Genomic DNA, 26,733 nt, shown 5'->3' with positions numbered 1-26,733 from the left:
GCCGGGACGCTGAAGAGGGGGGGATTGCCAAGGGCGTCCGGTCCTTTGCCTCCGGTCCTTTGGCGGACTCCGTCGGATCCGCGGGGCTCTGCCCCGCACCCGCAAAAGGTCGGGGACCTTATGAAACCGCGCCCTTCAGGGAGGGTGGCCGGTCAGTAGGTCCAGCGCTGCGCCTTCGAGACCAGGAAGTCCCTGAACGCCTGCACCCGGGCGACCGAGCGCATCTCCTCGGCATAGACCAGGTAGCTCTCCAGGCTCGGCATCTCGGTGTCGCGCAGGACCTGGGTGAGCTGCTGGTCGCCGTCCACCGCGTAGTCTGGCAGGATGCCGATGCCGGCGCCGGCTTCCATGGCCCGCTGGAGCGCGCCGATGTTGTTCACCGTCAGGTGGACGCTGCGCCGGTCGCGGCCCTCGCGCCCGGCATCGGCCAGCCAATGGGCCGCCAGCAGATAGGACGGCTCGTTGCCGCCGAACGAGACCAGGCGGTGATTGTCCAGTTCCTCGATGGTCTTGGGCTCGCCGAAGCGCTTGACGTAATCGACGCTGGCGAACGCGTGGTAATGCACCGTGAACAGCCGGCGCTGGATCAGGTCCGGCTGGGCCGGGCGGCGCATGCGGATCGCCACGTCCGCCTCCCGCATGGCGAGGTCGAGTTCCTCGTTGGTCAGGATCAGCTCGATCCGCACATCCGGATAGAGGTCCAGGAACTCGCCGACCCGTTGCGACAGCCACGAGGTGCCCAGCCCCACCGTGGTGGTCACCTTAAGGTCGCCGGTCGGCCGCTCGGATGTCTCCACGAGGCGGGCCCGGGTGTTCTCCAGGCGCAGCTTCATGTCCCGGGCGGCGCGGAACAGCAGGTCGCCCTGCTCGGTGAGGATCAAGCCGCGGGCGTGACGGTGGAACAGCGGCGCCTTCAGCTCGCGCTCCAGGGCGCTGATCTGACGACTGACCGCCGATTGGCTGAGGCCGATATCGTCGCCCGCCTTGGTGAAGCTGCCCGCCTCAGCGACGTTCAGGAAGATCCGGATCTTGTCCCAATCCAAGGCGAGAACCCCCACCACCGCGAATCCGCATTCGATGCGCGGCCCGCGCCGGGCCGGTGCTGCATCAGGCGTATCACCGGGCGATCCGCACGCCGCCGACGCCGCGCGGACGCGGCCGGCGCTGCTGGGGCATGCAACGCTTGCAGCCCTGCCCGGTCAGAACCCCTATGCGCCCGGCGCATGGTCGGACGCAAGGGTTCAGATCGCGAAGTTGTTGACAGGACTTTGGTCCAACAGCGCCGATGGCCCTGCGCTGCGTGGTCTCACTCGGCTGCGGCGGCCTGAACCGGCGTCTCGCCGATCTCCAGGTTGGCGAGGAATTTTTCCGCTTCCAGCGCAGCCATGCAGCCCATGCCGGCGGCCGTGATCGCCTGCCGGTAGACGTCGTCGGTGACGTCGCCCGCGGCGAACACGCCGGGGATCTCGGTCTCGGCGGTGCCCGGCCGCACCGACAGGTAGCCGCCGTGGCGCATCGGCAGCTGGCCCTCGAAGATCGCGGTGGCCGGCTGGTGGCCGATCGCCACGAACACGCCGTCGGCGGGTATCTCGCTGATCTCGCCCGAGCGCGGGTCCGTGAGCCGGACATGGGTGACCGCCGGGGCCGGCTTCTGCACGCCGCAGATCTCCGCGATCTCCCGGTGCCACAGCACGGTGACGTTCGGGTGCTTGAACAGCCGCTCCTGCAGGATCCGCTCGGCCCGGAAGCTGTCCCGGCGGTGCACCACCGTGACCTTCCTGGCGATGTTGGCGAGGTACAGCGCCTCCTCGACCGCGGTGTTGCCGCCGCCGACCACCACGACCTCCTTGCCGCGGAAGAAGAAGCCGTCGCAGGTCGCGCAGGCCGAGACGCCGCCGCCCTGGAACGCCGCCTCGGAGGGCAGGCCGAGCCACTTCGCCTGAGCACCGGTGGCGATGATCAGCGCGTCGCAGGAATAGGTCTCGCCCGAATCGGCCTCCAACCGGAACGGCCGCTGCTTGAGATCGACCGACGTGATGTATTCCGAGACGATCTTGGTCCCGACATGCTCCGCCTGCAGCCGCATCTGCTCCATCAGCCACGGCCCCTGGATCGCCTCGGCGAAGCCCGGGTAGTTCTCGACGTCCGTGGTGATCATCAGCTGGCCGCCGGGCTGGAAGCCGGAGATCAGCAGCGGCTCGACCATCGCGCGGGCGGCGTAGATCGCGGCGGTGTAGCCGGCCGGGCCGGATCCGACGATCACGAGCTTGGCGTGCGTGTGGGCCATCTCTCTCGGTCCCTTCAGGTCAGTCCGGTCGCGCGGTGCGCAGCGTAAGCCTTGGCGAGCGCCTCGGCTATCACCGGGGTCGCGTCGATCGGCTTGTACGGCAGATCGACTAAGCGACCGGTGAACGGCCGCAGCGCCCCGGCGATCGCCAGGCCGGCGAACATCCGCCGATGCCGGATATAGGTACGCGGCAGGTCGAACAGCAGAACGGGCGCGCCGGTCGCCACCGCCTCGCTGACCATGTTGGCCGAATCGGACGTGACCACGATCGCTTCGGCGAGCGCCAGCATGGCGACGTAGGGGTTGTCGCCGGTCCCGTCCCAGAGGAAGCCTCCGGTCTCGGCCGTGAGCGACTTGACCGCGTCGCGCAGCGGGTTGGGCGTGCGCCGGGAGATCGTCACCATCAGCCGGCAGCCCTGGTCGATCAGGCTACGCAACTCGCCCACGAGGCGCTGCATGTCGGTCTTGCGGTAGCTCAGGTGCCGGCTGTCGCCGCCCACCAGCACCGCCACGCGCGGGCCGTCGAGGTTCGCGAGCCGCGGATCCGGGTTGGCCCGGGCCGCCTCCAGCCGGGCGGCGGTGACCAGGTGCGGCGCGGTCAGGGTCGTGAAGACGTTGGGGCCGCGCAGGTCGTCGTAATCCGGCACCCAGATGAAGTCGGCGCTGTCCGCGCCGGTCCGCGGATCCTTGAGGAAGGCCGTGAAGGTCCGCCCGTCGGTGGCGCGCCGCAGCGCCCGGAGATACGGCACCGCCCGGCGGCCCGAGGCGATCAGCAGGTCGGGGTAGGGCCCGGACAGGGCGCCGTTGCGGCGGCGCGGGCTCTCGCGCGGGTCGATCGGCCCCCACGGGGCGACCCATCCGAACGGGCCGGCGGCCGGGACCTGGCGGATCTCGAACGGGACCCCGAGGGTCTCGGCGATGCCGACGCACTGGTTCTCGTCGCCGGCCTTGCCGTCGGTGATGATCCAGGCCCGGGCGTGGGACAGTTCGGGAGGGGGCTCGCGCCGCACGGATGTCTGAGCCGGCGGGGCGGGCGCCGCCTCCGGCACGTCGATGCTTCTCATCGGAAACGCCTTACACCGCAGGCCGGGCCGGGGCTAATTCCGCGGCAGGTCGCGGGCGAGCCACTGGGCGTAGATGTCGGCGATCGCCGCCAGCCGCCGGGCCTCGAAATCCGGGGCGTACCACGCGCCGCCGTAGCTCGACGGGGTCGCGGTCATCTGCGGGTGACGCCCGAGCACCTGCCCGTTGCGGCCGACGAGAAGCGCCTCGCCCTCCAGGTAGTCGGTCTCGAAATTGCCGCCCCGGCCGCGCAGGGCGCCGCCGCCGACATAGGGGCGCAGCGACAGCGCCGTCACCACCACCACCAGACGCGGTCCGCCACCACCGATCCGCCCGGCGAACGTCTTGCGCAGGGCCGCGTTCAGGTCGGCCGCGAGCGCGTCGGCCTGGAGGCCGGCGCCCTTGTCCCGCAGGGGCCGCACGTCGACCCGGACGTCGGAGAAGGTCGCGGTCGGCGGAAAGTCGCCGGCCGCCGAGGCCGGCACCAGCCCGCACAGCAGGAGGAGGCCGGCGAGCCAGCCCCGGACATGCGCACGCATCGCGCTCAGCCGCCGAACTGGACGCCGACGACCTCGTAGGACTTGCCGCCGCCCGGCGTCGTCACCTCGACCGTGTCGCCGACACCCTTGCCGATCAGCGCGCGGGCGATCGGCGACGTGATCGAGACCCGGCCCGCATGCACGTCGGCCTCGGGCTCGCCCACGATCTGGTAGGTCTTCTCCTCCTCCGTGTCCTCGTCGACGAGCTTCACGGTGGCGCCGAACTTGATCTTGTCGCCCGACAGCTTCGAGACGTCGATGATCTCGGCGCGCGCGATCATGCTCTCGAGTTCCATCACGCGCCCCTCGTTGTGGGACTGCGCCTCCTTGGCGGCGTGATACTCGGCGTTCTCGGACAGGTCTCCGTGCGCGCGGGCCTCGGCGATCGCCGCGACGATGCGCTGGCGCTCCACCTGCTGGCGGTGCTTCAGCTCCTCCTCGAGAGCCGCGAAACCGCGCACCGTGATCGGAACCTTGTCTATCGTCATCGTCTCGCGCCACAATGAAGAGGCCCGGCCGAGAGTGAAGCACTCTCCCCGGGCCACGAAGTTAAGTCAGCTAGACCCTGAGGCTCAGGCCGCAAAGTAATCTTGCAGGGCACGAACCTGGAGATCGCCTTCTAGATAGGCCTTGATCCCTTCGGCCGCCGCCATCGCGCCGGCTAGAGTGGTGTAATACGGCACCTTATGCAAGAGGGCCGCGCGCCGGAGCGAGCGCGAGTCGGAAAGCGCGCCCGCGCCCTCCGTCGTGTTCAGCACGAGCTGGATGTCACCGTTCTTGATCGAGTCGACCACGTGCGGCCGGCCCTCCAGGACCTTGTTCACGCGCTCGGCCGGCACGCCGTTCTCGACCAGGTATTTCTGCGTCCCGCCGGTGGCCAGGATCGAGAAGCCGAGCTCGGACAGCAGCTTCACGCTGGGCAGGATCCGGGCCTTGTCGGCGTCGCGCACCGACACGAACACCGTGCCGGAGCGCGGCACCTGCGTCCCCGAGCCGAGCTGGCTCTTGGCGAAGGCCACGCCGAAGCTGGCATCGAGGCCGATCACCTCGCCGGTGGAGCGCATCTCCGGTCCGAGCAGGACGTCGACGCCGGGGAAGCGCGCGAACGGGAACACCGCCTCCTTCACGGCGATGTGGGCCAGCTCCTTGCGCTTGAGGCCGAAGCTCGCGAGCTTCTCGCCGGCCATCACCCGAGCGGCGATCTTGGCGATCGGCTCGCCGATCACCTTGGCGACGAATGGTACGGTGCGGGAGGCCCGCGGGTTCACCTCCAGCACGTAGATGTCGCCGTCCTTGATCGCGTACTGCACGTTCATCAGGCCGCCGACCTTCAGCGCCAGCGCCATCGCGGTGGTCTGGCGCTCCAGCTCGGCGATGGTCTCCGGGGAGAGCGAGCGCGACGGCAGGGAGCAGGCGGAATCGCCGGAATGGATGCCGGCCTCCTCGATGTGCTCCATGATGCCGGCGATGAACACGTCCTGCCCGTCGCAGACCGCGTCCACGTCGATCTCCACCGCGTCCGACAGGTAGCGGTCGAACAGCAGCGGGTTCTTGCCCAGCACCGTGTTGATCTGCCCGGTCTTGTCGTTCGGATAGCGGGCGACGACGTCGGACGGGATCAGGCTCGGGAGCGTGCCGAGCAGGTAGTCGGCGAACTGGCTCTCGTCGCGGATGATCGCCATGGCCCGGCCGCCCAGCACGTAGCTCGGGCGCACCACGAAGGGCAGGCCGAGCTCGGAGGCGATGATCCGGCTCTGCTCCACCGAGTAGGCGATGCCGTTCTTCGGCTGCTTCATCCCGAGCTTGTCGAGGAGGCGCTTGAACTGGTCGCGGTCCTCGGCGAGGTCGATCGCGTCCGGCGACGTGCCGAGGATCGGCACGCCGGCAGCCTCCAGGGCGCGGGCGAGCTTCAGCGGGGTCTGGCCGCCGAACTGCACGATGACGCCGTGCAGTGTGCCGGCCTGCCGCTCGGTCTCGATGATCTCCAGCACGTCCTCGGCGGTCAGCGGCTCGAAGTACAGCCGGTCCGAGGTATCGTAGTCGGTCGAGACCGTCTCCGGGTTGCAGTTGACCATGATGGTCTCGTAGCCGGCCTCCGACAGCGCGTAGCAGGCGTGGCAGCAGCAATAGTCGAACTCGATGCCCTGGCCGATCCGGTTCGGTCCGCCGCCCAGGATGATGATCTTCTTGGCGTCGGTCGGCTGCGCCTCGTCCACCACCGTGCCGGCGAAGGGGGCGACGTAGGTCGAGTACATGTAGGCGGTCGGCGCCTTGAACTCGGCCGCGCAGGTGTCGATGCGCTTGAACACCGGACGGATGCCGAGCGCCCGACGCTTGGCCCGGACCTCGGCCTCCTCCATCTTCGCCAGCACGGCGAGGCGGGAATCCGAGAAGCCGGCGGCCTTGAGCTGGCGGAACGCCCCGGGGGTGCCGGGCAGGCCGTGGGCCTTCACCCGGTTCTCCAGATCGACGATCGCCTGGATCTGCTCCAGGAACCACGGATCGACCTTGCAGGAGGCGTGGACCTCCGCGTGGCTGACGCCCAGCCGCAGGGCCTGGGCGATCTTGAGCAGCCGGTCCGGCGTCGGCACGCCGAGCGCCGCCTTGATGGCGTTGTGGTCGTCGCCGCGGCCCAGGCCCTCGATCTCGATCTCGTCGAGGCCGGTGAGCCCGGTCTCCAGCGAGCGCAGAGCCTTCTGCAGCGATTCCGCGAAGCAGCGGCCGATCGCCATCGCCTCGCCCACCGACTTCATCGCGGTGGTCAGCGTCGGCTCGGCGCCCGGGAATTTCTCGAAGGCGAAGCGCGGGATCTTGGTGACGACATAGTCGATCGTCGGCTCGAACGAGGCCGGGGTCGCGCCGCCGGTGATGTCGTTGGCGATCTCGTCGAGGGTGTAGCCCACCGCCAGCTTGGCCGCGACCTTGGCGATCGGGAAGCCGGTGGCCTTCGAGGCGAGCGCCGAGGAGCGCGAGACGCGCGGGTTCATCTCGATCACGATCATCCGCCCGTTCTCGGGGTTGATCGCGAACTGCACGTTGGAGCCGCCGGTCTCGACGCCGATCTCGCGCAAGACCGCCAGGGATGCGTCGCGCATCACCTGGTATTCCTTGTCGGTCAGCGTCAGGGCCGGGGCGACGGTGATCGAATCGCCGGTATGCACGCCCATCGGGTCGATATTCTCAATGGAGCAGACGATGATGCAATTGTCCGCCTTATCGCGGACGACCTCCATCTCGTACTCCTTCCAGCCGAGCACGCTCTCCTCAATCAGGACCTCGTTGGTCGGCGAGGCGTCGATGCCGCGCTCGACGATGTCGAGGAATTCCTCGCGGTTGTACGCGATACCGCCGCCGGTGCCGCCCATGGTGAAGGACGGGCGGATGATCGCCGGCAGGCCGACCTCGGCCAGCGCGATCAGGGCCTGCCCGAGGGCGTGCTCGCTGTAGCGCTTGCGCCGCTCGGACTCGCCGGACTGCCACTTGCGCTCGAAGGCCGTGATCGCCCCGGCGCGCGCCTCCGGGTCGGCGTTGGCGGCCTCGATCTTAGCGATCTCGGCCAGAAACTTCTCCCGGTCGGCCTTCTTGGCCGCGGAGGCGTTGGCGAGCGCCGACTTCGGGGTGTCGAGCCCGATCTTGGTCATGGCGTCCCGGAACAGGCTCCGGTCCTCGGCCTTGTCGATGGCCTCCGCGGTGGCACCGATCATCTGCACGCCGTACTTGGCGAGCACGCCCATCTTCTGCAGCGACAGGGCGCAGTTCAGCGCCGTCTGGCCGCCCATGGTCGGCAGGATCGCGTCGGGGCGCTCCTTCTCGATGATCTTGGCGACGATCTCCGGGGTGATCGGCTCGACATAGGTCGCGTCCGCCATGTCCGGGTCGGTCATGATCGTCGCGGGGTTCGAATTCACCAGGACGATGCGGTAGCCCTCCTCGCGGAGCGCCTTGCAGGCCTGGGTCCCGGAATAATCGAACTCGCAGGCCTGCCCGATGATGATCGGCCCCGCACCGACGATGAGGATCGAGGAGATGTCGGTGCGCTTGGGCATTGGCGGCCTTTTCAGGCCAAGCGCGCCCGATCGGGCACGGCTCGGATCGGCCCTGCTCCCGGACGCGCGTGGCGGGATTGTCGTTGAGCGCCGCGTTTACACGGCGGATCGGCGCATTGGAAGGCCGTGCGCGTTCGGCGATGGCGGGGGGTGTTGCCGCCGCCCCCGGGTCTCACGCCAGATTCAAATAATTCTGAAGTCTTCGCTGGATGACGAATGGCATTGCCGAGTCGTTTCCGGCTCCATAAAGCTCGTCCGATCGACGGGTCCGTCGATTGAAACGATAACAATTCGAGATTGACGATGATCAGGGAAACGTTCAGCGCGGCGATGCTTCTGCTCGGCGCGGCAGCCGGCGCGCAGGCCGCGGAAGTCTCCGTCAAGACGCTCAACAACGGCCCCGGCGGGATGATGGTCTTCGATCCGGCCTTCGTGAAGATTCAGCCCGGGGACACGGTCCGGTTCGTGCCGGCCGACAAGGGCCACAACGCCGAACTCATCAAGGGCATGGCGCCCGAGGGCGCGCCGACCTTCAAGACCGTGGTCGGCAAGGAGGAGGCCGTGACCTTCGACAAGCCCGGACTCTACGGCTTCAAGTGCTCGCCGCACTACATCATGGGCATGGTCGGCCTGATCGAGGTCGGCGACAAGCCGGACAACCTCGAGGCGGCCAAGGCGGTCCAGCACGGCAAGCTCGCCGCCAAGCGCTTCGAGCCGCTGTTCGAGAAGGTGCAGTAGGGATCCGGCGGGGGCGGTCCGCCGCCCCCCGCTCAGAACCCGGCGTGAAGCGCGGCGAGCGCCCGGTCGATGGACAGATAAAAAATCCCGAAGGCGACCAGGGCGGCGGCGGCGAATTCGAGCGCGACGTTCGAGAGCGTCTGCGCCCGGCGCAGCATCTCGCGGCCGAAATACAAGGACACCCAGGCGAAGGCGAGGACGGCCGGCATCGCGAACAGGTAGGAGACCGTGCTCTCGACCCGGTCGAGGCCGGCGGCCGGATCGATCAGGGCGCGGATGTTGCGCACCCAGGGGGCGTAGAGGGCGGCGTAGAGCGCGGTCGCCCAGGCGAGGCCGGCCGCGACACCGAGATGGAACGTGAACGTCCGGTGCAGGCGGGAGAAGTCGTCGCGCGCCTCGTCGATGGTCATCCGGCAATCCCCCTGACGGAACCGCCATGTGCGGCCCGTCGATGGGTTCTATAGGCCGCCGGAATTCGCGGATTTTGTGACCCCGGCGCGGCCTGAATGGGACCGCGCCGGCGCCGATCGGTCAGGCGTCCTTCGCCGTCTCCGGTGCGCCCGAGCGCATGAGCGCGACGAAGCGCTCGAACAGGTAGTGGCTGTCGCGCGGGCCCGGCGAGGCCTCCGGGTGGTGCTGCACCGAGAAGGCCGGCCGGTCGGTGAGGGTGAGCCCGCAATTCGAGCCGTCGAACAGCGAGACGTGGGTCTCGACCGCGCTGGCCGGCAGGCTCGCGGGATCCACCGCGAAGCCGTGGTTCATCGAGACGATCTCGACGCGGCCGGTGGTCTTGTCCTTGACCGGGTGATTCGCCCCATGATGGCCCTGGCCCATCTTCAGCGTCCGGCCGCCGAGCGCGAGGCCCATGAGCTGGTGGCCCAGGCAGATGCCGAAGGTCGGCACCTTCTCGTCCAGCAGCTTGCGGATCACCGGCACGGCGTAGGCGCCGGTCGCCGCCGGATCGCCGGGGCCGTTGGACAGGAACACACCGTCCGGCTTCAGCGCCAGAATCTCCTCGGCGCTGGTGGTGGCCGGCACCACGGTGACGTCGCAGCCGGCCTGGGCCAGCAGCCGCAGGATGTTGCGCTTCACGCCGTAATCGATCGCCACCACCTTCAGGCCCTCGCCGGGCGCGCGCTTGCCGTAGCCGTCGCCGAGCGCCCAGATGGTCTCCGACCATTCCGAGTTCGCGCGGCTGGTCACCGGCGGCACGAGGTCCAAGCCCTCCATCGGCGCCAGCGCCGCGGCGCGCGCCTTCAGGGCCTCCCGGTCGAACCGGCCTTCGGGATCGTTGGCGATCACGGCGTTGGGCATGCCATGGTCGCGGATGCGGGCGGTGAGCGCCCGGGTGTCGATTCCGGTGATGCCGACGATGCCGCGGGCGTCGAGCCAGCCGTCGAGATGCGACGACGACCGCCAGCTCGACGGCTTGGTCACCGCCGAGGCGATCACGGTGCCGCGCACGCCCGAGGCCGGGGCCGCCTCGAGGCTTTCCAGATCCTCGTCGTTGGTGCCGACATTGCCGATATGCGGGAACGTGAAGGTGACGATCTGCCCGGCATAGGACGGGTCGGTCAGGATCTCCTGGTACCCGGTCATCGCCGTGTTGAAGCAGACCTCGCCGTCGGCGATTCCCGTCCGGCCGATGCCGAAGCCCTCCAGGATGGTCCCGTCCGCCAGCACCAGCAGGGCCGTGGCGACGGGCTCCGCCCAGGGCTCGGGTGCGGCGGGTTTGGAGGCCTGCGCGGCGGCGTCTTGCAGCATCGGGTCGGTCTCGCTTATGTCCGGCCGAAGGCAGGCACCGCGATGCGGTACGCTCGGCTGGCGGCATGATCGTGTGCGGCGCTCTTAGCGAGCGGCCCGCGATGGGGTCAATGTGGCCGTGCGGCCGACGAGGCTCAACACCCGCAAAGTGCAGGCCAGCCCCCCGTTTCTCCCGTCAAAAGGTTCATCGAGATGCTGCGCGCCCGCCTCACCACCGAGATGAAGGAGGCCATGAAGGCCGGCGACAAGGACAAGCTCGCCACCGTGCGGATGATCCAGGCCGCCCTCAAGGACAAGGACATCGAGGCCCGCGGCCTCGGCAAGGAGCCCGCCTCCGACGAGGAGATCCTGTCGCTGCTCCAGAAGATGATCAAGCAGCGCACCGAATCGGCTACGGTCTACGAGCAGGGCGGACGTCCGGAACTCGCCGCCAACGAGCGCTCCGAGATCGCGATCATCGAGGCGTTCCTGCCCAAGCAGATGGACGAGGCCGAGATGAAGGCGGCGGTCGACGCCGCGATCCTCGAGACCGGCGCTGCCGGCCAGAAGGACATGGGTCGGGTCATCGCCGCCCTGAAGGGCACCTTCGCGGGCCGGATGGATTTCGGCAAGGCGAGCGGGCTGGTGAAGGCCGCGCTGGCAGCGAAGGGCTGAGGCTCAGTCGTCGCTCCCTCGGGCGATCCGTGCGGCCATGTAGCTGCGCAGCACCGCGTTGATCCGGCTCTGGTAGCCGGCACCCTCGTGCTTGAAGTAATCGAGCACGTCGGTGTCCAGCCGGATCGAGACGGGAACCTTGCGCGGCGGCATCACGACCTCGGCGCGCGACCAGTCGATGTCGAGAGGCGCAGCATCGGGATCATCCGCCACGGCGGCAGCGATCTCGGCGTCGCCGAGGGTAGCGATTCGGTCCCAGTCCGTCTGGCCGGCCGAGCGATCAGTGTCCGAAGCGCGCCGTTTAGGCTTGTCTCTCATGTCGCCTCGCAGCTCTTGCCGAGATGAACCGCACAACGCCCGCCCGATCGGTCCAAACCACCGCGATGACCGAGTGAGCGACTCGACCCAGGCTCACCTTCCGCGTTTCGCCGTTCCGGATCGTTTCGACCGTCAGATGCGGACCGTCGAAAATGCCGGCGGCATCGCGGAAATCGATGCCGTGCTTTTCGAAGTTCACGACTCGCTTGCGCTCGTCCCGAGCGAACCCGGCGTTCGGCATCATCGTAGCCCAGAATCGAACCGTCGTCGATACGATTGTATATACGTTGCCGCCAGAGGGAAGCGATCCCACTGAGGCAGATCGGTATGATCGAGCGGCGACATTTCTCCCCACAATCCCCGCCCGGCCGAACTGCCGAATGACCGGGCGGGACTCGGACCGCCCCCGCGCGCTATACTCGGCGGTCAGGCAGTCGATCCGCAGGCCCCGTGCGCTATCCGCCCCACATCCTGGAAGAGATCCGCGCCCGGCTGCCGGCCTCCGCCGTTGTCGGGCGGCGGGTGCAGTTGAAGAAGGCCGGCCGCGAGTGGCGCGGCCTGTCGCCGTTCAACGCCGAGAAGACGCCGTCCTTCTACGTCAACGATCAGAAGCAGTTCTATCATTGCTTCTCGTCGTCCAAGCACGGCGACATCTTCACGTTCCTGATGGAAACGGAGGGCTTGAGCTTTCCCGAGGCCGTGGAGCGGCTGGCGAGCGAGGCCGGCGTGAGCCTGCCGGCGCCCACGGAAGATACCCGCGTCGCCGAGAAGCAGCGCGCCGGGGCGATCGAGGTCATGGAGATGGCCGCGCGGTGGTTCGAGGACCGCCTGCGGGCCGGGCCGGGCAGCGAGGCGCGGGCCTATCTCGAACGCCGGGGGCTCAAGGACGAGACGCAGCGAGCCTTCCGGCTCGGCTACGCGCCGAACGAACGCTACGCCCTCCGCGACCACCTGGCCGGGCAGGGGGTCGACAAGGCGCTGATGGTCGAGTTGGGCCTGCTCGCCGGCGGCGAGGATGTCTCGGTCCCGTACGATTATTTCCGCGACCGGGTGATGTTCCCGATCACCGATACCCGCGGCCGGGTGGTCGCCTTCGGGGGGCGGGCACTCTCCAAGGAGGTGCGCGCCAAATACCTGAACTCGCCCGAGACGCCGCTCTTCCACAAGGGCCGGACGCTCTACAACCTCCACGGTGCCCGCAAGGCGGCGCACGAGCGCAGCTCGATCATCGCGGTCGAGGGCTATGTCGACGTCATCGCCATGACGCTGGCCGGCCATCCCGAGACCGTGGCGCCGCTGGGCACCGCGCTCACCGAGGAGCAGCTGGCCCTGCTGTGGCGCCACGCCGACGAGCCGATCCTGTGCTTCGACGGCGACAAGGCCGGGCAGCGGGCGGCGTTCCGGGCGCTCGACATCGCCCTGCCGGCCCTGGAACCCGGCCGTTCGCTGCGGATCGCCCTGCTGCCGGGCGGTCAGGATCCCGACGACCTGCTGCGCTCGGGCGGTCCCGGGGCGATCGACCAGGTGCTGCAGGCCGCGCTGCCGCTGTCCGAGCTGCTCTGGCGCCGCGCGCTCGAATCGGGGCCGGCCGATACGCCCGAGCGCCGGGCCGGGCTGACGCAGACGCTGCGGGCCACCGTCGCCACGATCCGCGACGAGACCGTCAAGCGCTACTACCGCGACGACATCGAGGAGCGGCTGCGCAGCCTGTCGCCCCGGAACGCGCGTTCCGGCGGGCCCGGGCCAGGCCCGAAGGGGCAGGGCCGCCGCTTCGTCCGGCCGGGCGAGCCGGTCTCGCCGCGGATCACCGGCAGCCCCAGCGCCTCGATGACCGCCTCGGCGGGCTTCTCCGGGGCGGCGCCGGTGCGCGAGGCGGTGATCGCCGGCACGCTGCTGGTCCACCCCGAGATGCTCGGCGAGTTCGGCGACGAGGTCTCGGAACTCGACTTCGAGCACCCCGACGCCCGGGCGCTCCTGTCGGTCCTGGTCGCCTGTGCCGCAGAGGATGGACAAACGAACGCGGACCTGTTGCAAAGCCGCATCACACGGGCCGGCCTCGGAGAGGCGGCGGAGCGGATTCTGGCGCTGGCCCGCTCCCGGGACCGGATTACGCTGTCCCCGCACGCCGATCCGCAGCAGCGCGCGGACGCTCTCAGACAGGCGATGATCTTGCACCGGCAGGCTGGCGCGCTACATAGCGAACTTCGCGAAGCACGGCAGGCGTTTGAGGACGATCCGACCGATGCCGGGTGGGCATGGCTCTGCGAAGTCAAGGCGAGGCTGGAGACCGTCATCGCCGCCGAGGCTGAAGCCGACAAGCCGGTGTCGAACGACTCGACCGCCGCATGACGGCCGTGCGATGGCGGTGGCGACGGGCCGAACCCCGCGTTAGTTAACAATCGGTCAAGCCTCGGGCTTGCATACGGAACCCGACGACTCAAGGCGTCCGGAGCAATCCGGGGCCACTCGCAAGTATCGCGGCGCCGACGGCGTGGAGCGGCCTTAGTCAGGCCCCCGCAGCGCACCGCACCCGAAACAATAGGCTGATCATGGCGACGAAGGCAACGGAACGGGACGAGACGGACGCTGCCCCCGAGCAGCAGACCGACGGGCCGCTCCTCGACCTGACGGATGCTTCGGTCAAGCGGATGGTCAAGCTCGCCAAGAAGCGCGGCTACGTGACCTACGAAGAGGTCAACGAGGTCCTGCCCGAGGGCCAGTCCGATCCTGACCAGCTCGAGGACGTGCTCTCGCAGCTGTCCGAGATGGGCATCAACGTGGTCGAGGCCGAGGAGACCGACGAGGCCGCAACCACCGAGAAGACGGCGAACGGTGCCGACGGCGAGGAGGAGGAATCCGAGGGCGGCGAGGTGGCCGAGGTCGCGCCGACGCGCGCCGTCACCGTCGCCACGACCACCAAGGAGCCGACCGACCGCACCGACGATCCGGTGCGGATGTACCTGCGCGAGATGGGCTCGGTGGAGCTCCTGTCCCGCGAGGGCGAGATCGCGATCGCCAAGCGCATCGAGGCCGGCCGCGAGGCGATGATCGCGGGCCTCTGCGAGAGCCCGCTGACCTTCCAGGCGATCATCATCTGGCGGGACGAGCTCGTGGAGGGCAAGGTCCTCCTGCGCGACATCATCGATCTCGAGGCGACCTACGCCGGCCCGGACGGCAAGAACGCGCCGCAGATCGCCGAGGGCGAGAGCGAGGAGAGCGCCGAGGAGGCCGAGCCGCCCGCGCCCCCGGAGGGCGGCGACGACGAGGACGACCTCGAGAACAACGTCTCGCTCGCCGCCATGGAAGCGGAGATCAAGCCGCGGGTCCTCGAGACCTTCGACGCGATCGCCGCGAACTACCGCAAGTTGCGCAAGTTCCAGACCGAGGGCGCCGACCGCAAGGCCGCCGGCGAGAAGAACAGCCCGGCCCAGAACCAGAAGCAGATCGAGCTGAAGGACAGCGTCGTCGCCGACGTGAAGTCGCTGTCGCTCAACAACAACCGCATCGAGGCCCTGGTCGGCCAGCTCTACTCGATCAACAAGCAGCTGATCGGCCACGAGGGCCGGCTGATGCGCTACGCCGAGAGCCACGGCGTCGCCCGGGACGAGTTCCTGCGCCACTACCAGGGCTACGAGCTCGATCCGAACTGGATGGAGCGCGTCGGCACGCTGGGCGGCAAGGGCTGGAAGAACCTGGTCGAGCGCGGCTCGAAGCAGGTGACGGAGCTGCGCGCCCAGATCCTCGACCTCGCCTCCGAGACCGGCCTGGAGATCGGCGAGTACCGCCGCATCGTCAACATGGTCCAGAAGGGCGAGCGCGAGGCCCGGCAGGCCAAGAAGGAGATGATCGAGGCGAACCTGCGCCTCGTGATCTCGATCGCCAAGAAGTACACGAACCGCGGCCTGCAGTTCCTGGACCTGATCCAGGAGGGCAACATCGGCCTGATGAAGGCGGTCGACAAGTTCGAGTACCGCCGCGGCTACAAGTTCTCGACCTACGCCACCTGGTGGATCCGGCAGGCGATCACCCGCTCGATCGCCGACCAGGCCCGCACGATCCGCATCCCGGTGCACATGATCGAGACGATCAACAAGATCGTCCGGACCTCGCGCCAGATGCTGCACGAGATCGGCCGCGAGCCGACTCCGGAGGAGCTGGCCGAGAAGCTGGCGATGCCGCTGGAGAAGGTGCGGAAAGTCCTGAAGATCGCCAAGGAGCCGATCTCCCTCGAGACGCCCATTGGCGACGAGGAGGACAGCCACCTCGGCGACTTCATCGAGGACAAGAACGTCGTCCTGCCGATCGACGCGGCGATCCAGTCGAACCTGCGCGAGACCACGACCCGGGTGCTGGCGTCGTTGACCCCGCGCGAGGAGCGCGTGTTGCGCATGCGCTTCGGCATCGGCATGAACACCGACCACACCCTCGAGGAGGTCGGCCAGCAGTTCTCGGTGACCCGCGAGCGCATCCGGCAGATCGAGGCCAAGGCGCTGCGGAAGCTGAAGCACCCGTCGCGTAGCCGGAAGCTCCGGAGCTTCCTGGACAACTGAGCCCCCGTCGCGGCCTACCGCGGCGCCTCTCCTCCGACCGCGTTGCCAGGCGGCTGCGCGGTCCCCACCTTGGCGCCATGCTCGAACGCCGCCCGCCAACGCCCGGATTGCCGACGGCCTTCGCGGACGGCTCCGAAGCCGACGACGTGCCCTTCGGCGCGCTCCAGCCCTCGGTGGGCATCCGCGACTGGCTGCTGGGCGAGGGCGCGCGGCTGCAGAAGGCCGAGGACATGCTCTCCGGCCTCGCCGAGCGGCTGATCGCCATCGGCGTGCCGGTGGACCGGGCCTCCACGGCGATCGACACCCTGCACTCGGAATATGCCGGCGTCGGCCGGGTCTGGACCCGGGACGGCGGCACCAGCGTGCGGCTGTTCCCGCATGGGGGCCGGTCGCAGGAGGCCTATCTCAACAGCCCGTTCCACACGGTCCACGAGACCGGCGAGTGGCTGATCCTCGACATTGCCGAGACGCCGGACGACGCCTACGCGATCATCCCGGACCTGAAGGCCGGCGGCTACACCCACTACGTCGTGGCGCCGCTGTTCTTCACCAACGGCACCAAGAACGGCATCACCTTTGCCACGAAGGCGCCCGACGGGTTCGGCGAGGACGACATCGCGATCCTCCGCTTCGTCATGCCGGCGCTCGCGGCCGTGGCCGAGATGCGCGTCCTCAACAAGCAGCTCGACCACGTGCTGCGCCTCTATGTCGGCGACGAGCCGCACCGGGCGATCCTGGCCGGCGACATCCGCCGCGGACAGGTGACGCGGATCCGCTCGGCGATCCTGTTCGCCGACATGCGCGACTACACCCGCACCTCGGCCGACATGACCCCCGAGGAGGCGGTCGGGCTGCTCAACGTGTTCTTCGACTGCCTGGTGCCGCCGATCGAGCGCGAAGGCGGCGAGGTCCTGAAGTATCTGGGCGATGGCTTGCTGGCGATCTTCCGGGAATCCGGAGACGACCTGGGCGGCGCCGCCAAGGGGGCGCTCACTGCGGCCCAGAACGCGCTGGCGGCCCTCGACGAGGCCAACGCCCTGCATCAGTTCTCGGTGCCGGTGGCGGCGGGAATCGCGCTCCACCACGGTGAGGCCGCCTACGGCAATGTCGGCTCGGGCTCCCGGCTCGACTTCACGGTCATCGGCCGCGACGTGAACCTCGCCAGCCGGATCGCCCGGCTGAACCGCCAGCTCGGCGAGCCGCTGCTGATGTCGAAGCCGTTCGTGGACTTCCTCTGGGGCGATCCGATCCCGCTCGGCGAGCACGTTCTCGACGGCTTCCGGGAGCCGATGGCGGTGTTCCGCCCGAAGTTCTTGCGGCCGCGCGCGCCGAGCTGAGAGTTTTCGCAAAATTTCACAGGACTGATAAACTCTCCCCATACGTAATAATCACATGATCGCCGTGTAAAACCGCTGTGCTTAACCGTGTGACGCGGATATTTTTCCGACTGCCCCAGCTTTTAGGCTCTCCATAATCGAAAGATCGTGGACCCGTGCTGGAATTACCCCGATCCGGGCACCGACCCGGCCATCTTGACCAGAACTGCGTTCGCCAAGGCTGCGGTCCGGGTGAGAACCTCGTCTGGAACTCCCGGCAGGTCGAGTATTTTCAGGCATGCCGCCGCGCAGGCCTTGTGTTGCGCCGTGTGATACGCGTGAATGGAAAATTCTTCCAGCAATCCAAAATCGTAAATCCAGGGCATTATTGCGATGCCTTCTTTTGGCGCCTTGAGGGACAGTCCAGACTCCGCATACCGGTATCCCGCCGCAAACTTCTCCTTGCGCCTACAGTATTGGCTAGCGCTGTGGCGTGCCTCAGCCCGCGCCGGACAGACGGGAATCATGCGATCGTACAGCTTCAAGACTTTTTCCGCGGGCTCATCCAATTTCTCCATGAGCCAGGCAGCGTTCAATAAACTGATGTATACTTCTTCCTTCCAATACCCAAGGCTGCTTCGCTTCAGATAACAATCCAGCGCCTTGAGATCTTCGCCGACATCGCGATAGGATCGCGCAAGATAGAACGTGTATCGCGCGATCATGAATGGGTCTTTTTCAGCAGCTAAAGCTCTTTCCAGAACCGCCAAATCTCGTCGTTCCGACGACCGATCGCGATGACGTGCTCCATCGTCGCCGCGACGCATGGCAAGGGGCAGCTTGGGTGTTGGCGGGTCCTTTTGACACTCCAGAAATTCATGCACGACGCCTCGATAGCGCCAGTTTTTGTTATTTTTAACCAGTTGTATACGCCAGTATTCTGTATTTTTATCCAAAATCGTCAGCATGTACCCTGCCGCAATGAGCTTCGGCATCGAGAAATCATTGGGAATTATCAATTGATCGTCGGCATCGATGATCAAACTATAGGCGGCGTGCGGGCGCGCTAATTTTAAAGCCTCGGTGCGGTTGAAGGCGAAATCGACCCACGGTCTCTCCACAAGCGTACCGGGCATGTCTGCCATCGCTGCGCGGATGACATCCTGGGTTCCATCCGTCGAGCCGGTATCGACAATGACCCAATGGTCAATAATCGGCCTCACAGAATCAAGACACCTGCGAATAACGTGAGCCTCATTCTTGACGATCATGGAAAGGCAAATTTTTTGACCAAAACTATTCATGCCCATACACTCAAAGAAAATTCCGTTACATCGCCTCTAATCGTGCTGCGCTTTTTGATAGCGCAAACCTCCTCGTCAACCAATCTGACACCCTGCATCAAATTGATGTTTTGATTTTTATTAGGTAAATCGCATCATGAATGACGTAATAATTATGATATATTTTGAGAGATCCGATTATTATCTGTGGGAATTTCGTTGAATATTACTGGTTATAAATCGGAAAAATCAAAAATCTGGGAATCGCTGGCGCGGACATGTCGGCATGCGCGTTCGTGCTGCCGACGCCTTCAATGATCGAGCGTGGCGCATATCGCTCAATCGGCATGCGACGCGATTCAGCGGTAGGCCTTGGACCGGAGATCCGATCGGTTACTGCGCCTCCAGGAATGTTGCATCCCAGACCCCGGCTCACGGTATCGGGCTTGACCCGCGGGGCCCGCGCGACCAGATCTATCGCTGTTCCAGGGAGATCCCCGGCAAGGGGCTGAGAAACCGCTGGCACGTCCACCCGGACCTGCGGCGCGGAAATCCTTTGAACCTGATCCGGCTCATACCGGCGTAGGGATTGGACCGCGGCCGCCTCAATGGCAGGCCACCGCTTCTCACCGAAGCACACGGCCCGATCTTCGCGACGGAAATCCGCGGAGATGACTTTGGCTTTTGACCGCCCCGTTTCACCGATCGGACGCCGCCGCCTCCCGGCCAGCCTCGCCGCGCAGGCCTCGCTGCCGGCGCGTGCCGATGTCGCCATCGTCGGCGGCGGGTTGATCGGCCTGTCGATCGCCTGGCGGCTCGCACGCGCCGGCCGCTCGGTGGTCGTCGTCGAGCGCGACACGATCGGCGCAGGCGCGAGCCTGGCCGCCACCGGCATGCTGGCCCCGGCCGCCGAGCACGAGCCTGGCTCCGATCCGTTGCTGCCGCTCGCCCTCGAATCCCTCCGGCTCTGGCCGGGATTCCGCGACGCCCTCGAAGCCGAGACCGGGCTGCCGATCGATTACCGCGCGGACGGCACCGTGGTGGTCGCCATCGGCCGCGACGAGGTCGAGCGCCTGCGCTTCCGCTACGACCTGCAGCGCCGCTCGGGCCTCGATGCCGCGTGGCTGCCGGGCACCGAGGTGCGGCGGCTGGAGCCGGCCCTGCGCCCCTCCGTCACCGCAGGCGTCCATTGCCCGTCGGATCACCAGGTCGATCCCCGCCTCGTGATGGCGGCGCTGGCCGAGGCCTGCCGGCGTGCCGGCGTGACGCTGGTCGAGGGCACGGCCGTGGCTGGGCTCGACTGGTCCGGCGGCACCGTCACCGGCATCCGGGCCGGCGACGGGTCCGTGACGGCCGATACCGTCGTGCTGGCCTCCGGCGCGTGGAGCGGGGAGGGCGGCCTGCTGCCCGAAACCCTCGCCCTGCCGGTGAGGCCGCTCAAGGGCCAGTCGATGGCGCTGCGCACCACCGCGCGCACCGGTACGCTCAGCCGGATGATCTGGACCGAACAGGTCCACATGGCGCCCAAGAGCGACGGCCAGCTGATCGTCGGCGCCACCGTCGAGGATTGCGGCTTCCGGTCGGGCATCACCGCCGGCGGCCTCTACGCCCTGCTGGAGGGTGCGCGCCGGGTGTTGCCCGGCGTCGAGGAGATGGAGGTCGAGGCCGTGTGGGGCGGCTACCGCCCGACCTCGGACGACGACGCGCCGATCATCGACACGCTGGCGCCGGGCCTCGTCGTCGCCACCGGCCATCACCGCAACGGCTACTTGCTCGCCCCCGTGACCGCCGACGCGGTGGCCGAACTCGTCACACGCGGCGCACTTCCCGAGATCGCCAAGCCGTTCACCCGGGCGCGCTTCCACCGACCCGAACCCAGGAGGGCCTCGGCATGAAGCTTCTGGTGAACGGAGAGATGCGGGATCTCGCGGTCGAAACCATCGCGGCCCTGTTCCAGGCCGAAGCCGACGAGACCGGCATCGAGAGCCCCCAGGGCATCGCCATCGCGCTGAACGGCCGCGTGCTGCGCCGCCGGGACTGGGACGAGACGCCGGTCGCCGAGGGCGACCGGGTCGAGATCGTCCGCGCCATGCAGGGAGGTTGACCATGGACCACACCGTCACGCCACTGCGCCCCGAGACCGAGGCGGACCGCTTCACCATCGCAGGCGTGGAGCTGTCCTCGCGGCTGTTCATCGGCACCGCCGGCTACCCGACGCAGGCGATCATGCGCGACGCGGTCGCGGTGTCGGGGGCCGAGGTCGTCACCGCCTCGATCCGCCGGGTCTCACTCCAGGGCCACGGCTCGGACACCGTGCGGGTCCTCAAGGGCAAGCGCTTCCTGCCCAACACCGCCGGCTGCGAGACCGCCCGCGACGCGATCATGACCGCCGAGCTCGCCCGCGAGGCGCTGGACACCAACTGGATCAAGGTCGAGGTGATCGGCGACCGAGAGACCCTCTATCCCGACGTGGCCGAGCTGATCGAGGCGTGCCGCCACCTGGTGGACGAAGGATTCGTGGTCCTGCCCTATTGCAACGACGATCCGGTCGTCTGCCAGCGCCTCGAGGATCTCGGCTGCGCCGCGATCATGCCGATGGGCTCGCTGATCGGCTCCGGCATGGGGGTCGCCAACCCGGCCAATATCGAGCTGATCTGCCGCCGTGCGCGCGTACCGGTGATCGTCGATGCCGGCATCGGCACCGCCTCGGACGCGGTCATCGCCATGGAACTCGGGGCGGCGGCCTGCCTGATCAACACCGCCATCGCCAAGGCCGACGACCCGGTGCGGATGGCCCGGGCCATGGGCCGCGCGGTCGAGGCCGGGCGCGATGCCTATTGCGCCGGCCGCATCCCCCGCCGCGGCCGGGCCGATCCGTCGAGCCCGCAACTCGGCCTCGTCGGCTCGTGAGACCCCTGCCGTCGCGGCTGCTGGCTGTGACGGACCGGCACGGCCACGCCCGGCCCCTGGCCGACACCGTGCAGGCGGCGCTCGACGGCGGCGTCCGCTGGGTCTGGTTCCGCGACCGCGACCTCGACCCGGAAGCGCGCCGCAGCCTCGGCGCCGGCATCGCCGCGAGGCTCCGCGCGGCGGGCGGGTTCCTGACGGTCGGCGGCGACATCGCCCTGGCCCGGGCGCTCGGGGCGGACGGCGTGCATCTCGGCGGCGGCACCGGGCCGGACTGGGTCTCGGCGGCCCGCGCGGCCCTCGGGCCGGATGCGCTGATCGGGATCTCGGCCCACGCACCCGTGGAGGTCGAGGCGGCCGCCAGGGCCGGCGCCGACTATGTCACCCTGAGCCCCGTCTTCCCCACCGCCAGCAAGCCCGGCTACGGCCCGGCCCTCGGTCCGGAAGGCATCGCAGCGGCCCGTCGCGCCGGCCTGCCGATCGTCGCCCTCGGCGGCGTCACGCCGGAGCGCATCCCCCTCTGCCGGGATGCGGGCGCGGCCGGGGTCGCCGTGATGGGCGCGCTGATGCACGCCGCCGAGCCCGCAGCCGCCGCCCGTCGCATCCTGGCGGCCTGGGAGGGGTGCGAGCCGTAACCCCCGTCGGGCGCAGGCGGACGACACGGCGTCTCCGGGTGGACCGCCGCGGAGCGGTCGCCAGCGCCGCGAATGTATGCCTCACTCCGCGCCCGATTCGGAGCGCGGGGGTGGTGTTGCGGGCAGACCGATCGTCCTTTGGCTGGCGCTGGCTCGGCCGTTCGCTCGCGTTGCGCCGGGGGCAGGTGACCCGGCTTCTGATCGCGATCGCGGCGGGATACGGCGCCGGGCTGGTCTTTCCGGTCGCCACCCAGCGCATCGTCGATGCGATCGTGGCCGGGCAGGCCGACCTGCACCTGCTCGGGCTGGCGTTGCTCGCGCTCCTGTCGATCGCCGCCGAGGTCGGGCTCACCGCGTTCCGGGGGCGCCTGATCATCGCGCTGGCGGTCTTCCTCGACCGCCGGATCTCCCGCCGCGTCTTCGCCCACCTGCTGCGGGTGCGGATCGACGGTGCCGGCTTCAAGTCCGGCGAGGTCCTGAACCACTTCCAGCAGATCACGAAGATCCGGGACTTCGTCCTGCATCAGATCCCGAACACGGTGATCGACGCCGGCGGCGCGCTCGTCGCCTTCGGCTTGGTCCTCTACTACGACGTCGCGGTCGGGGCGGCGCTCGCGGTGGCGGCGCCGCTGATCGTCGTGATCGCCAGCAACCAGATCAGCGGCATCTGGAAATCCGCAAAGGCCTATTACCAGTCGATCAGCGTCCGTGACGGCACCCTGGCGGAGAGCGTCAACGGCCTGGCCACCGTGAAGGCGCTCGCCCTGGAAGCCGGGCGGATGCGGCGCTGGAATACGGTGACGGACAACACGCTTGCCGAACTGAGCGGCGTCATGGACTTGCAGCGGCGCTACGGGCTGCGGTCCCAGGCGGTCTCGCGGGCGATGACGCTGCTGGTCATCGGCGTGGGCTGCTGGCGGATCTATGGCGGCCACCTGACGGTCGGCGAGTTCCTGGCGATCCAGGTGGTCGCGGCCCGCATCACCGGCCCGCTTCTCGGCAGCGCCGACATCCTGCGCATGGCCCAGGAGGTGAACGTCGCGATCCGCGAGATCGGCGGCTTCCTCGGCATGCCCCGCGAGCGGGCCGGCCGCCATCCGCCGCTGCGCCGGATCGGCCCCGGCGGCATCCGCCTCGACGGCGTCTCGTTGACCTATCCGGGGGCGGCGCGGCCGGCGCTGCGGGATCTCACGGCGACCCTACCCGAGCGCGGCATCGTGGCCATCGTCGGACGCAACGGCTCGGGCAAGTCGACCCTGCTGCGCATCCTGCTCGGCCTGCAGCGCGACTATAGCGGCCGGGTCGAGATCGGCGGCGCCGATCTGCGAGACTACGATCCCCGATGGCTGCGCGGCCGGATCGGCACCGTGGATCAGGATACGATGCTGTTCTCCGGCAGCGTGCGCGAAAACCTCGCCGCGCAACGCCCGGATGCGGCGGCCTTCGACGCGGCCCTGGACTTCGCCGGGCTGCGCGGACTCGTCGAGACCCTGCCCGAGGGTCTCGAGACGTCCCTCGGCGAGGGCGGCCGGACCCTGTCGGGCGGCCAGCGCCAGCGCCTGTCGATCGCCCGTGCGGTGATCCGCAACCCGCCGGTGGCGCTCCTCGACGAGCCGACCGCCTTCCTGGACCCGGAAGCCGCCCTCGCGCTGGAGCGCAACCTCACGGCCTGGGGCCGCGAGCGGCTGCTGATCCTCGTCACCCACCATCTCGCCGCGGCGCGCAAGGCCGACCGGATCCTGGTCCTCGACGACGGCCGCCTGCTCGGCGACGGGCGGCACGACGACCTGCTGCGAACCGTGCCGCTCTACGCGGCTTTGTGGGAGGATTACACGCGCGCCGTGGTCAGGAGCGCGGACCGGGCCATCGAGCCGGCCACCTGACCTTTCCGGGCCGGCCCTATTTGGCCGTCGGGCCGTAGGGCGGGCGCGGGATCGCCCGGTGCGCGGCCCGGAGCGCGGCCGACCAGCGCTCGCGCAGGTCGTGGAAATAACCCTCACCGGCCTCGATCCGATGGTTCACCTCGAGGTCGAGGCCGTTGCGGCGGGCGACCGCGATGTCGATCGGCAGGCCGACGCCGAGGTTCGACCGCATGGTCGAATCCATCGAGACGAGGCTCACTTTCAGGGCGTCGTAGAGGTCGCTCTCGAACTTCACCGCCCGGTCGAGGATCGGCTTGCCATATTTGTGCTCGCCGATCTGGAGGAAGGGCGCGTCGGTGCTGCACTCGATGAAGTTGCCGGCCGAGTAGATCAGGAACAGCCGCATGCCCTCGCCGGCGATCTGGCCGCCGAACAGCAGCGAGATCGAGAACCGGATGCTGGCCGCCTCGAACCCGTCCCGCTCGATCGCCCGCACCCGCCGGATGGCGCGCCCGATGAGCTGCGCCGCCTGGAACATCGTGGGCGCCTCGATCAGCTTCTGCGGCGGCTCGCCGTCGTCGCTGGGCACACCCTCCTGAAGCAGGCTCAGGACCGACTGGGTGATCGACAGGTTGCCGGCCGAAGCCAGCATCATCACCCGCTCGCCCGGCACGTTGAAGTGGTGGAGCTTACGGTAGGTCGAGATGTCGTCGAGCCCCGCATTGGTGCGGGTGTCGGCGACCATCACGAGCCCCTCCTCGACGAGGACACCGACGCAATAGGTCATGGATCTCGGGCTCTCGCGGGGTGGGCTTCCGGCTCCCGTCGAGCCGGCGGCCCGTCTTCCAGGGAATCGGGCGCAGAATCAGGATTGTGCGGCGTCCCTGCCTTGCTCGACGCGGAGCTTGACGTCCAGTGTCTCGGTCCCGCCTCCGGTGCGGCTGCCGCGGATCGGCGCCGCGCCCAGGTAGTCCAGCCCGGTGGCGACCCGGATGGTGCCGTCGGACGGGGTGTCCTGGTAGCAGGCGTCGAACGCCACCCAACCCAGATCCGGCACCAACGCCTCGGCCCAGCCGTGCGGCGCCTCGACATCGGCCTGGCCGTCGCCGCGCGCGCGGTACCCCGCGACGTAGCGGGCCGGGATGCCGAGATGGCGGGCGGCGGCGATGAAGACGTGGGTCAAATCCTGGCAGATGCCCTTGCCGGCGGCGAACGCCGTGGCGGCGGGCACGCCGTTGGCGGCCGGCCCCGGCTCGTAGACCACCGTCTGAGGAACGGCGTCGCGCAGGCGGTGCAGGAGCGCGAGCGGCTTGCTGTCGCCGTCGGTGGCGACCCGCTCGGCGAAGACCTGCAGCTCCGCGCTGGTCGTGCAGAGATCCGTGTCCCGCAGGTAGAACTCGTCAGGCAGGCGCTCGACCGTGCCGCGGACCACCCCGTGGGTATCCTCCGTGTCGACCGAGCCGGTGACCCGGATGGTCAGCGCGTCGGCCGGCGCGTCCGGGGTGAACCAGTGGACGATGTTGCCGAATCCATCCTCGCGGGCGGTCAGCCGCCCGTCGATGGAGGTGTCGATCCGCCAGGTGCGGACATATTGCCCGTCATGGTCCCGCGGCGTCAGGCGCATGACCTGGACGAGGCCGCGGGCCGGGTGCTCGTAGGTGTAGATGGTCTCGTGGACCACGCGGATGCGCATGCGCCGGGCCTGTCTGTCTTTCCGATTGCATCAACCCGAACGGGTGGTGCCGGCGTTCGGGCGACGACGATGCTTCGTCATACGCTCGGCGGATCGTCCCGGATCCGACCTCCGGGACGATCCGCTACCCGACCAGATACTGCTTCGCGATGGCTTCGCCCACCTTGTTGTTCTCCGCGATGAACGCCTCGACGAACTCGTGGAGCCCGGAGTTGAACACGCGGTCGATATCCTCGCTGTCGAGCTTGGCCAGCATGTTTCCGGCCAGGCGCTGGCTCGGGCCGCGGCGACCGTAGGCGTCGGCGACGAGATCGAGATACTCGACGATCACGCCGTAGCAATTGGCGAAGGATCGCGGCATCTGCTTGTTCAGCATCAGGAGGTCCGCCACCAGCAGCGGCTTGACGCTCTCGCGATAGACCCAGTGATAGGCGTTGAAGGCCGAGACTTCGCGCAGGATCGTGGTCCACTGGAAGTAGTCGAGGCTGCCGCCGACCGTCTCGTTCTGCGGCAGGAGGATCTGGTACTTCACGTCGAGGATGCGGGCAGTGTTGTCGGCCCGCTCGATCGCCGTGCCGAGGCGGGTGAACCAGAACGCGTCGTTGCGCAGCATGGTGCGGAAGGCCGAGCCGTCGAAGGTCAGCGAGACGGTCTTCACCCAGTCGAGGAAGCGGCTGAACTCGTCGCGGCTGAGTTCCTTGCCGGCGTAGTTGCGCAGCTCCAGCCAGGCGCCGTTGATCGCGTCCCACATCTCGGTGGTGAGCGCGGTGCGCACCGAGCGGGCGTTCTCGCGGGCCGATTCGATGCAGGAGCGGATCGACGAGGGATTGTGCGGGCTGAAGGCCAGGAAGTCGCAGACCGTGTCGGCATTGACGACGCTGTAATGCGGCTTGAACAGGTCCGGGTCGCCCGCCGAGGCGAGGGCGGATTCCCACTCGTTGGTCTCGCCGCCGCCGTAGCTGCTCGGCAGCGAGGCGAGCCGGTGCGCCGCGTCGAGGATGCGCGCGACGAAGTCGGCGCGCTCCACGTAACGCGAGAGCCAGAAGAGGTTGTCGGCAGTCCTGGAGAGCATGGTGTGC

At 68.5% G+C, this 26,733-nt stretch carries 24 protein-coding genes and 1 riboswitch; of the genes, 10 read left to right on the top strand and 14 right to left on the bottom strand.

Translation table 11 applies throughout. The features are described from left to right. Positions 1 to 152: 152 nt before the first annotated feature. From MFF40_RS21615 to carB, 6 genes are all read right to left on the bottom strand, one after another. On the bottom strand, positions 153 to 1,043 hold the full coding sequence (locus MFF40_RS21615; RefSeq protein WP_147854249.1) for a LysR family transcriptional regulator: 891 nt from the start codon (positions 1,041 to 1,043) through the stop codon (positions 153 to 155). Positions 1,044 to 1,306: 263 nt separating this feature from the next. After that, a complete protein-coding gene (gene trxB / locus MFF40_RS21610) occupies positions 1,307 to 2,287 on the bottom strand; it encodes a thioredoxin-disulfide reductase (RefSeq protein ID WP_147854247.1) in 981 nt (326 codons plus the stop codon). Between the two features lie 14 nt (positions 2,288 to 2,301). Continuing rightward, positions 2,302 to 3,351: a mitochondrial fission ELM1 family protein gene (locus MFF40_RS21605; protein WP_238262162.1), complete on the bottom strand. Its 1,050-nt coding sequence runs from the start codon at positions 3,349 to 3,351 to the stop codon at positions 2,302 to 2,304. A gap of 33 nt (positions 3,352 to 3,384) precedes the next feature. Continuing rightward, positions 3,385 to 3,888 carry a hypothetical protein gene (locus tag MFF40_RS21600; RefSeq protein WP_147854245.1) on the bottom strand — a complete coding sequence of 168 codons (504 nt, stop codon included), beginning with the start codon at positions 3,886 to 3,888 and terminating at the stop codon, positions 3,385 to 3,387. A 5-nt stretch (positions 3,889 to 3,893) separates the two neighbouring features. Further along, positions 3,894 to 4,370 carry a transcription elongation factor GreA gene (gene greA / locus MFF40_RS21595; RefSeq protein WP_187277678.1) on the bottom strand — a complete coding sequence of 159 codons (477 nt, stop codon included), beginning with the start codon at positions 4,368 to 4,370 and terminating at the stop codon, positions 3,894 to 3,896. A gap of 90 nt (positions 4,371 to 4,460) precedes the next feature. Then, the gene (carB, locus tag MFF40_RS21590) at positions 4,461 to 7,934 is read right to left on the bottom strand and encodes a carbamoyl-phosphate synthase large subunit (protein WP_238262160.1); all 3,474 of its coding nucleotides are present in this window, start codon (positions 7,932 to 7,934) and stop codon (positions 4,461 to 4,463) included. A gap of 303 nt (positions 7,935 to 8,237) precedes the next feature. On the opposite strand from carB, the gene MFF40_RS21585 reads away from it, so the two are divergent. Further along, positions 8,238 to 8,672 carry a pseudoazurin gene (locus MFF40_RS21585; protein WP_147854242.1) on the top strand — a complete coding sequence of 145 codons (435 nt, stop codon included), beginning with the start codon at positions 8,238 to 8,240 and terminating at the stop codon, positions 8,670 to 8,672. 32 nt (positions 8,673 to 8,704) lie between these two features. Here MFF40_RS21585 and MFF40_RS21580 read toward each other — a convergent pair whose 3' ends face one another. Together MFF40_RS21580 and carA are read right to left on the bottom strand one after the other, a co-directional pair. Continuing rightward, the gene (locus tag MFF40_RS21580; protein WP_147854241.1) at positions 8,705 to 9,082 is read right to left on the bottom strand and encodes a hypothetical protein; all 378 of its coding nucleotides are present in this window, start codon (positions 9,080 to 9,082) and stop codon (positions 8,705 to 8,707) included. A gap of 121 nt (positions 9,083 to 9,203) precedes the next feature. Next, positions 9,204 to 10,436, bottom strand: coding sequence for a glutamine-hydrolyzing carbamoyl-phosphate synthase small subunit (carA, locus tag MFF40_RS21575; protein WP_147854240.1), 1,233 nt, complete (start codon positions 10,434 to 10,436; stop codon positions 9,204 to 9,206). 192 nt (positions 10,437 to 10,628) lie between these two features. On the opposite strand from carA, the gene MFF40_RS21570 reads away from it, so the two are divergent. Continuing rightward, positions 10,629 to 11,090, top strand: coding sequence for a GatB/YqeY domain-containing protein (locus MFF40_RS21570; RefSeq protein ID WP_147854239.1), 462 nt, complete (start codon positions 10,629 to 10,631; stop codon positions 11,088 to 11,090). 3 nt (positions 11,091 to 11,093) lie between these two features. Here the strand turns inward: MFF40_RS21570 and MFF40_RS21565 are convergent, their stop codons facing one another. Together MFF40_RS21565 and MFF40_RS21560 are read right to left on the bottom strand one after the other, a co-directional pair. Beyond that, the gene (locus tag MFF40_RS21565) at positions 11,094 to 11,408 is read right to left on the bottom strand and encodes a BrnA antitoxin family protein (protein ID WP_238262157.1); all 315 of its coding nucleotides are present in this window, start codon (positions 11,406 to 11,408) and stop codon (positions 11,094 to 11,096) included. Then, complete coding sequence (locus MFF40_RS21560; RefSeq protein ID WP_238262155.1) at positions 11,392 to 11,649, bottom strand: BrnT family toxin; 258 nt, start codon at positions 11,647 to 11,649, stop codon at positions 11,392 to 11,394. Before MFF40_RS21560 ends, MFF40_RS21565 begins: the two co-directional genes overlap by 17 nt. Before the next feature lie 209 nt (positions 11,650 to 11,858). Between MFF40_RS21560 and dnaG the strand changes: the two genes are divergently transcribed. From dnaG to MFF40_RS21545, 3 genes are all read left to right on the top strand, one after another. Continuing rightward, positions 11,859 to 13,757 (top strand): DNA primase, encoded by a 1,899-nt coding sequence (gene dnaG / locus MFF40_RS21555; RefSeq protein ID WP_238262153.1) that lies wholly within the window; start codon positions 11,859 to 11,861, stop codon positions 13,755 to 13,757. A gap of 200 nt (positions 13,758 to 13,957) precedes the next feature. Continuing rightward, a complete protein-coding gene (gene rpoD / locus MFF40_RS21550) occupies positions 13,958 to 15,958 on the top strand; it encodes an RNA polymerase sigma factor RpoD (protein ID WP_147855245.1) in 2,001 nt (666 codons plus the stop codon). A gap of 77 nt (positions 15,959 to 16,035) precedes the next feature. Beyond that, positions 16,036 to 17,295: an adenylate/guanylate cyclase domain-containing protein gene (locus MFF40_RS21545; protein ID WP_147855244.1), complete on the top strand. Its 1,260-nt coding sequence runs from the start codon at positions 16,036 to 16,038 to the stop codon at positions 17,293 to 17,295. 164 nt (positions 17,296 to 17,459) lie between these two features. Here MFF40_RS21545 and MFF40_RS21540 read toward each other — a convergent pair whose 3' ends face one another. After that, the gene (locus MFF40_RS21540; RefSeq protein ID WP_238262151.1) at positions 17,460 to 18,578 is read right to left on the bottom strand and encodes a glycosyltransferase; all 1,119 of its coding nucleotides are present in this window, start codon (positions 18,576 to 18,578) and stop codon (positions 17,460 to 17,462) included. Positions 18,579 to 19,035: 457 nt separating this feature from the next. Beyond that, positions 19,036 to 19,164, top strand: a riboswitch (TPP riboswitch). Between the two features lie 64 nt (positions 19,165 to 19,228). On the opposite strand from MFF40_RS21540, the gene thiO reads away from it, so the two are divergent. From thiO to MFF40_RS21515, 5 genes are all read left to right on the top strand, one after another. Beyond that, positions 19,229 to 20,452 (top strand): glycine oxidase ThiO, encoded by a 1,224-nt coding sequence (gene thiO / locus MFF40_RS21535; protein WP_238262149.1) that lies wholly within the window; start codon positions 19,229 to 19,231, stop codon positions 20,450 to 20,452. Then, the gene (gene thiS, locus MFF40_RS21530) at positions 20,449 to 20,661 is read left to right on the top strand and encodes a sulfur carrier protein ThiS (protein ID WP_147855242.1); all 213 of its coding nucleotides are present in this window, start codon (positions 20,449 to 20,451) and stop codon (positions 20,659 to 20,661) included. Before thiO ends, thiS begins: the two co-directional genes overlap by 4 nt. Before the next feature lie 2 nt (positions 20,662 to 20,663). Further along, complete coding sequence (locus MFF40_RS21525) at positions 20,664 to 21,467, top strand: thiazole synthase (protein WP_147855241.1); 804 nt, start codon at positions 20,664 to 20,666, stop codon at positions 21,465 to 21,467. Then, complete coding sequence (locus tag MFF40_RS21520) at positions 21,464 to 22,099, top strand: thiamine phosphate synthase (RefSeq protein ID WP_147896855.1); 636 nt, start codon at positions 21,464 to 21,466, stop codon at positions 22,097 to 22,099. Before MFF40_RS21525 ends, MFF40_RS21520 begins: the two co-directional genes overlap by 4 nt. 185 nt (positions 22,100 to 22,284) lie before the next feature. Continuing rightward, complete coding sequence (locus tag MFF40_RS21515) at positions 22,285 to 23,982, top strand: peptidase domain-containing ABC transporter (RefSeq protein ID WP_238262147.1); 1,698 nt, start codon at positions 22,285 to 22,287, stop codon at positions 23,980 to 23,982. Positions 23,983 to 23,998: 16 nt separating this feature from the next. Here the strand turns inward: MFF40_RS21515 and MFF40_RS21510 are convergent, their stop codons facing one another. The 3 genes from MFF40_RS21510 to MFF40_RS21500 form a co-directional block, all read right to left on the bottom strand. Next, positions 23,999 to 24,748, bottom strand: a complete 750-nt coding sequence (locus tag MFF40_RS21510; RefSeq protein ID WP_147855650.1) for a proteasome-type protease — start codon at positions 24,746 to 24,748, stop codon at positions 23,999 to 24,001. Positions 24,749 to 24,826: 78 nt separating this feature from the next. After that, complete coding sequence (locus MFF40_RS21505; protein ID WP_147855651.1) at positions 24,827 to 25,654, bottom strand: transglutaminase family protein; 828 nt, start codon at positions 25,652 to 25,654, stop codon at positions 24,827 to 24,829. Positions 25,655 to 25,778: 124 nt separating this feature from the next. Next, positions 25,779 to 26,726: an alpha-E domain-containing protein gene (locus MFF40_RS21500; RefSeq protein WP_147855652.1), complete on the bottom strand. Its 948-nt coding sequence runs from the start codon at positions 26,724 to 26,726 to the stop codon at positions 25,779 to 25,781. Between the last annotated feature and the right edge of the window lie 7 nt (positions 26,727 to 26,733).

The organism is Methylobacterium mesophilicum (assembly GCF_022179445.1).
In the GTDB taxonomy this organism is placed as follows: domain Bacteria; phylum Pseudomonadota; class Alphaproteobacteria; order Rhizobiales; family Beijerinckiaceae; genus Methylobacterium; species Methylobacterium mesophilicum.
The sequence above is the reverse complement of the archived record's forward strand: the minus strand, read 5'-3'. Positions and strand labels throughout refer to the sequence as shown.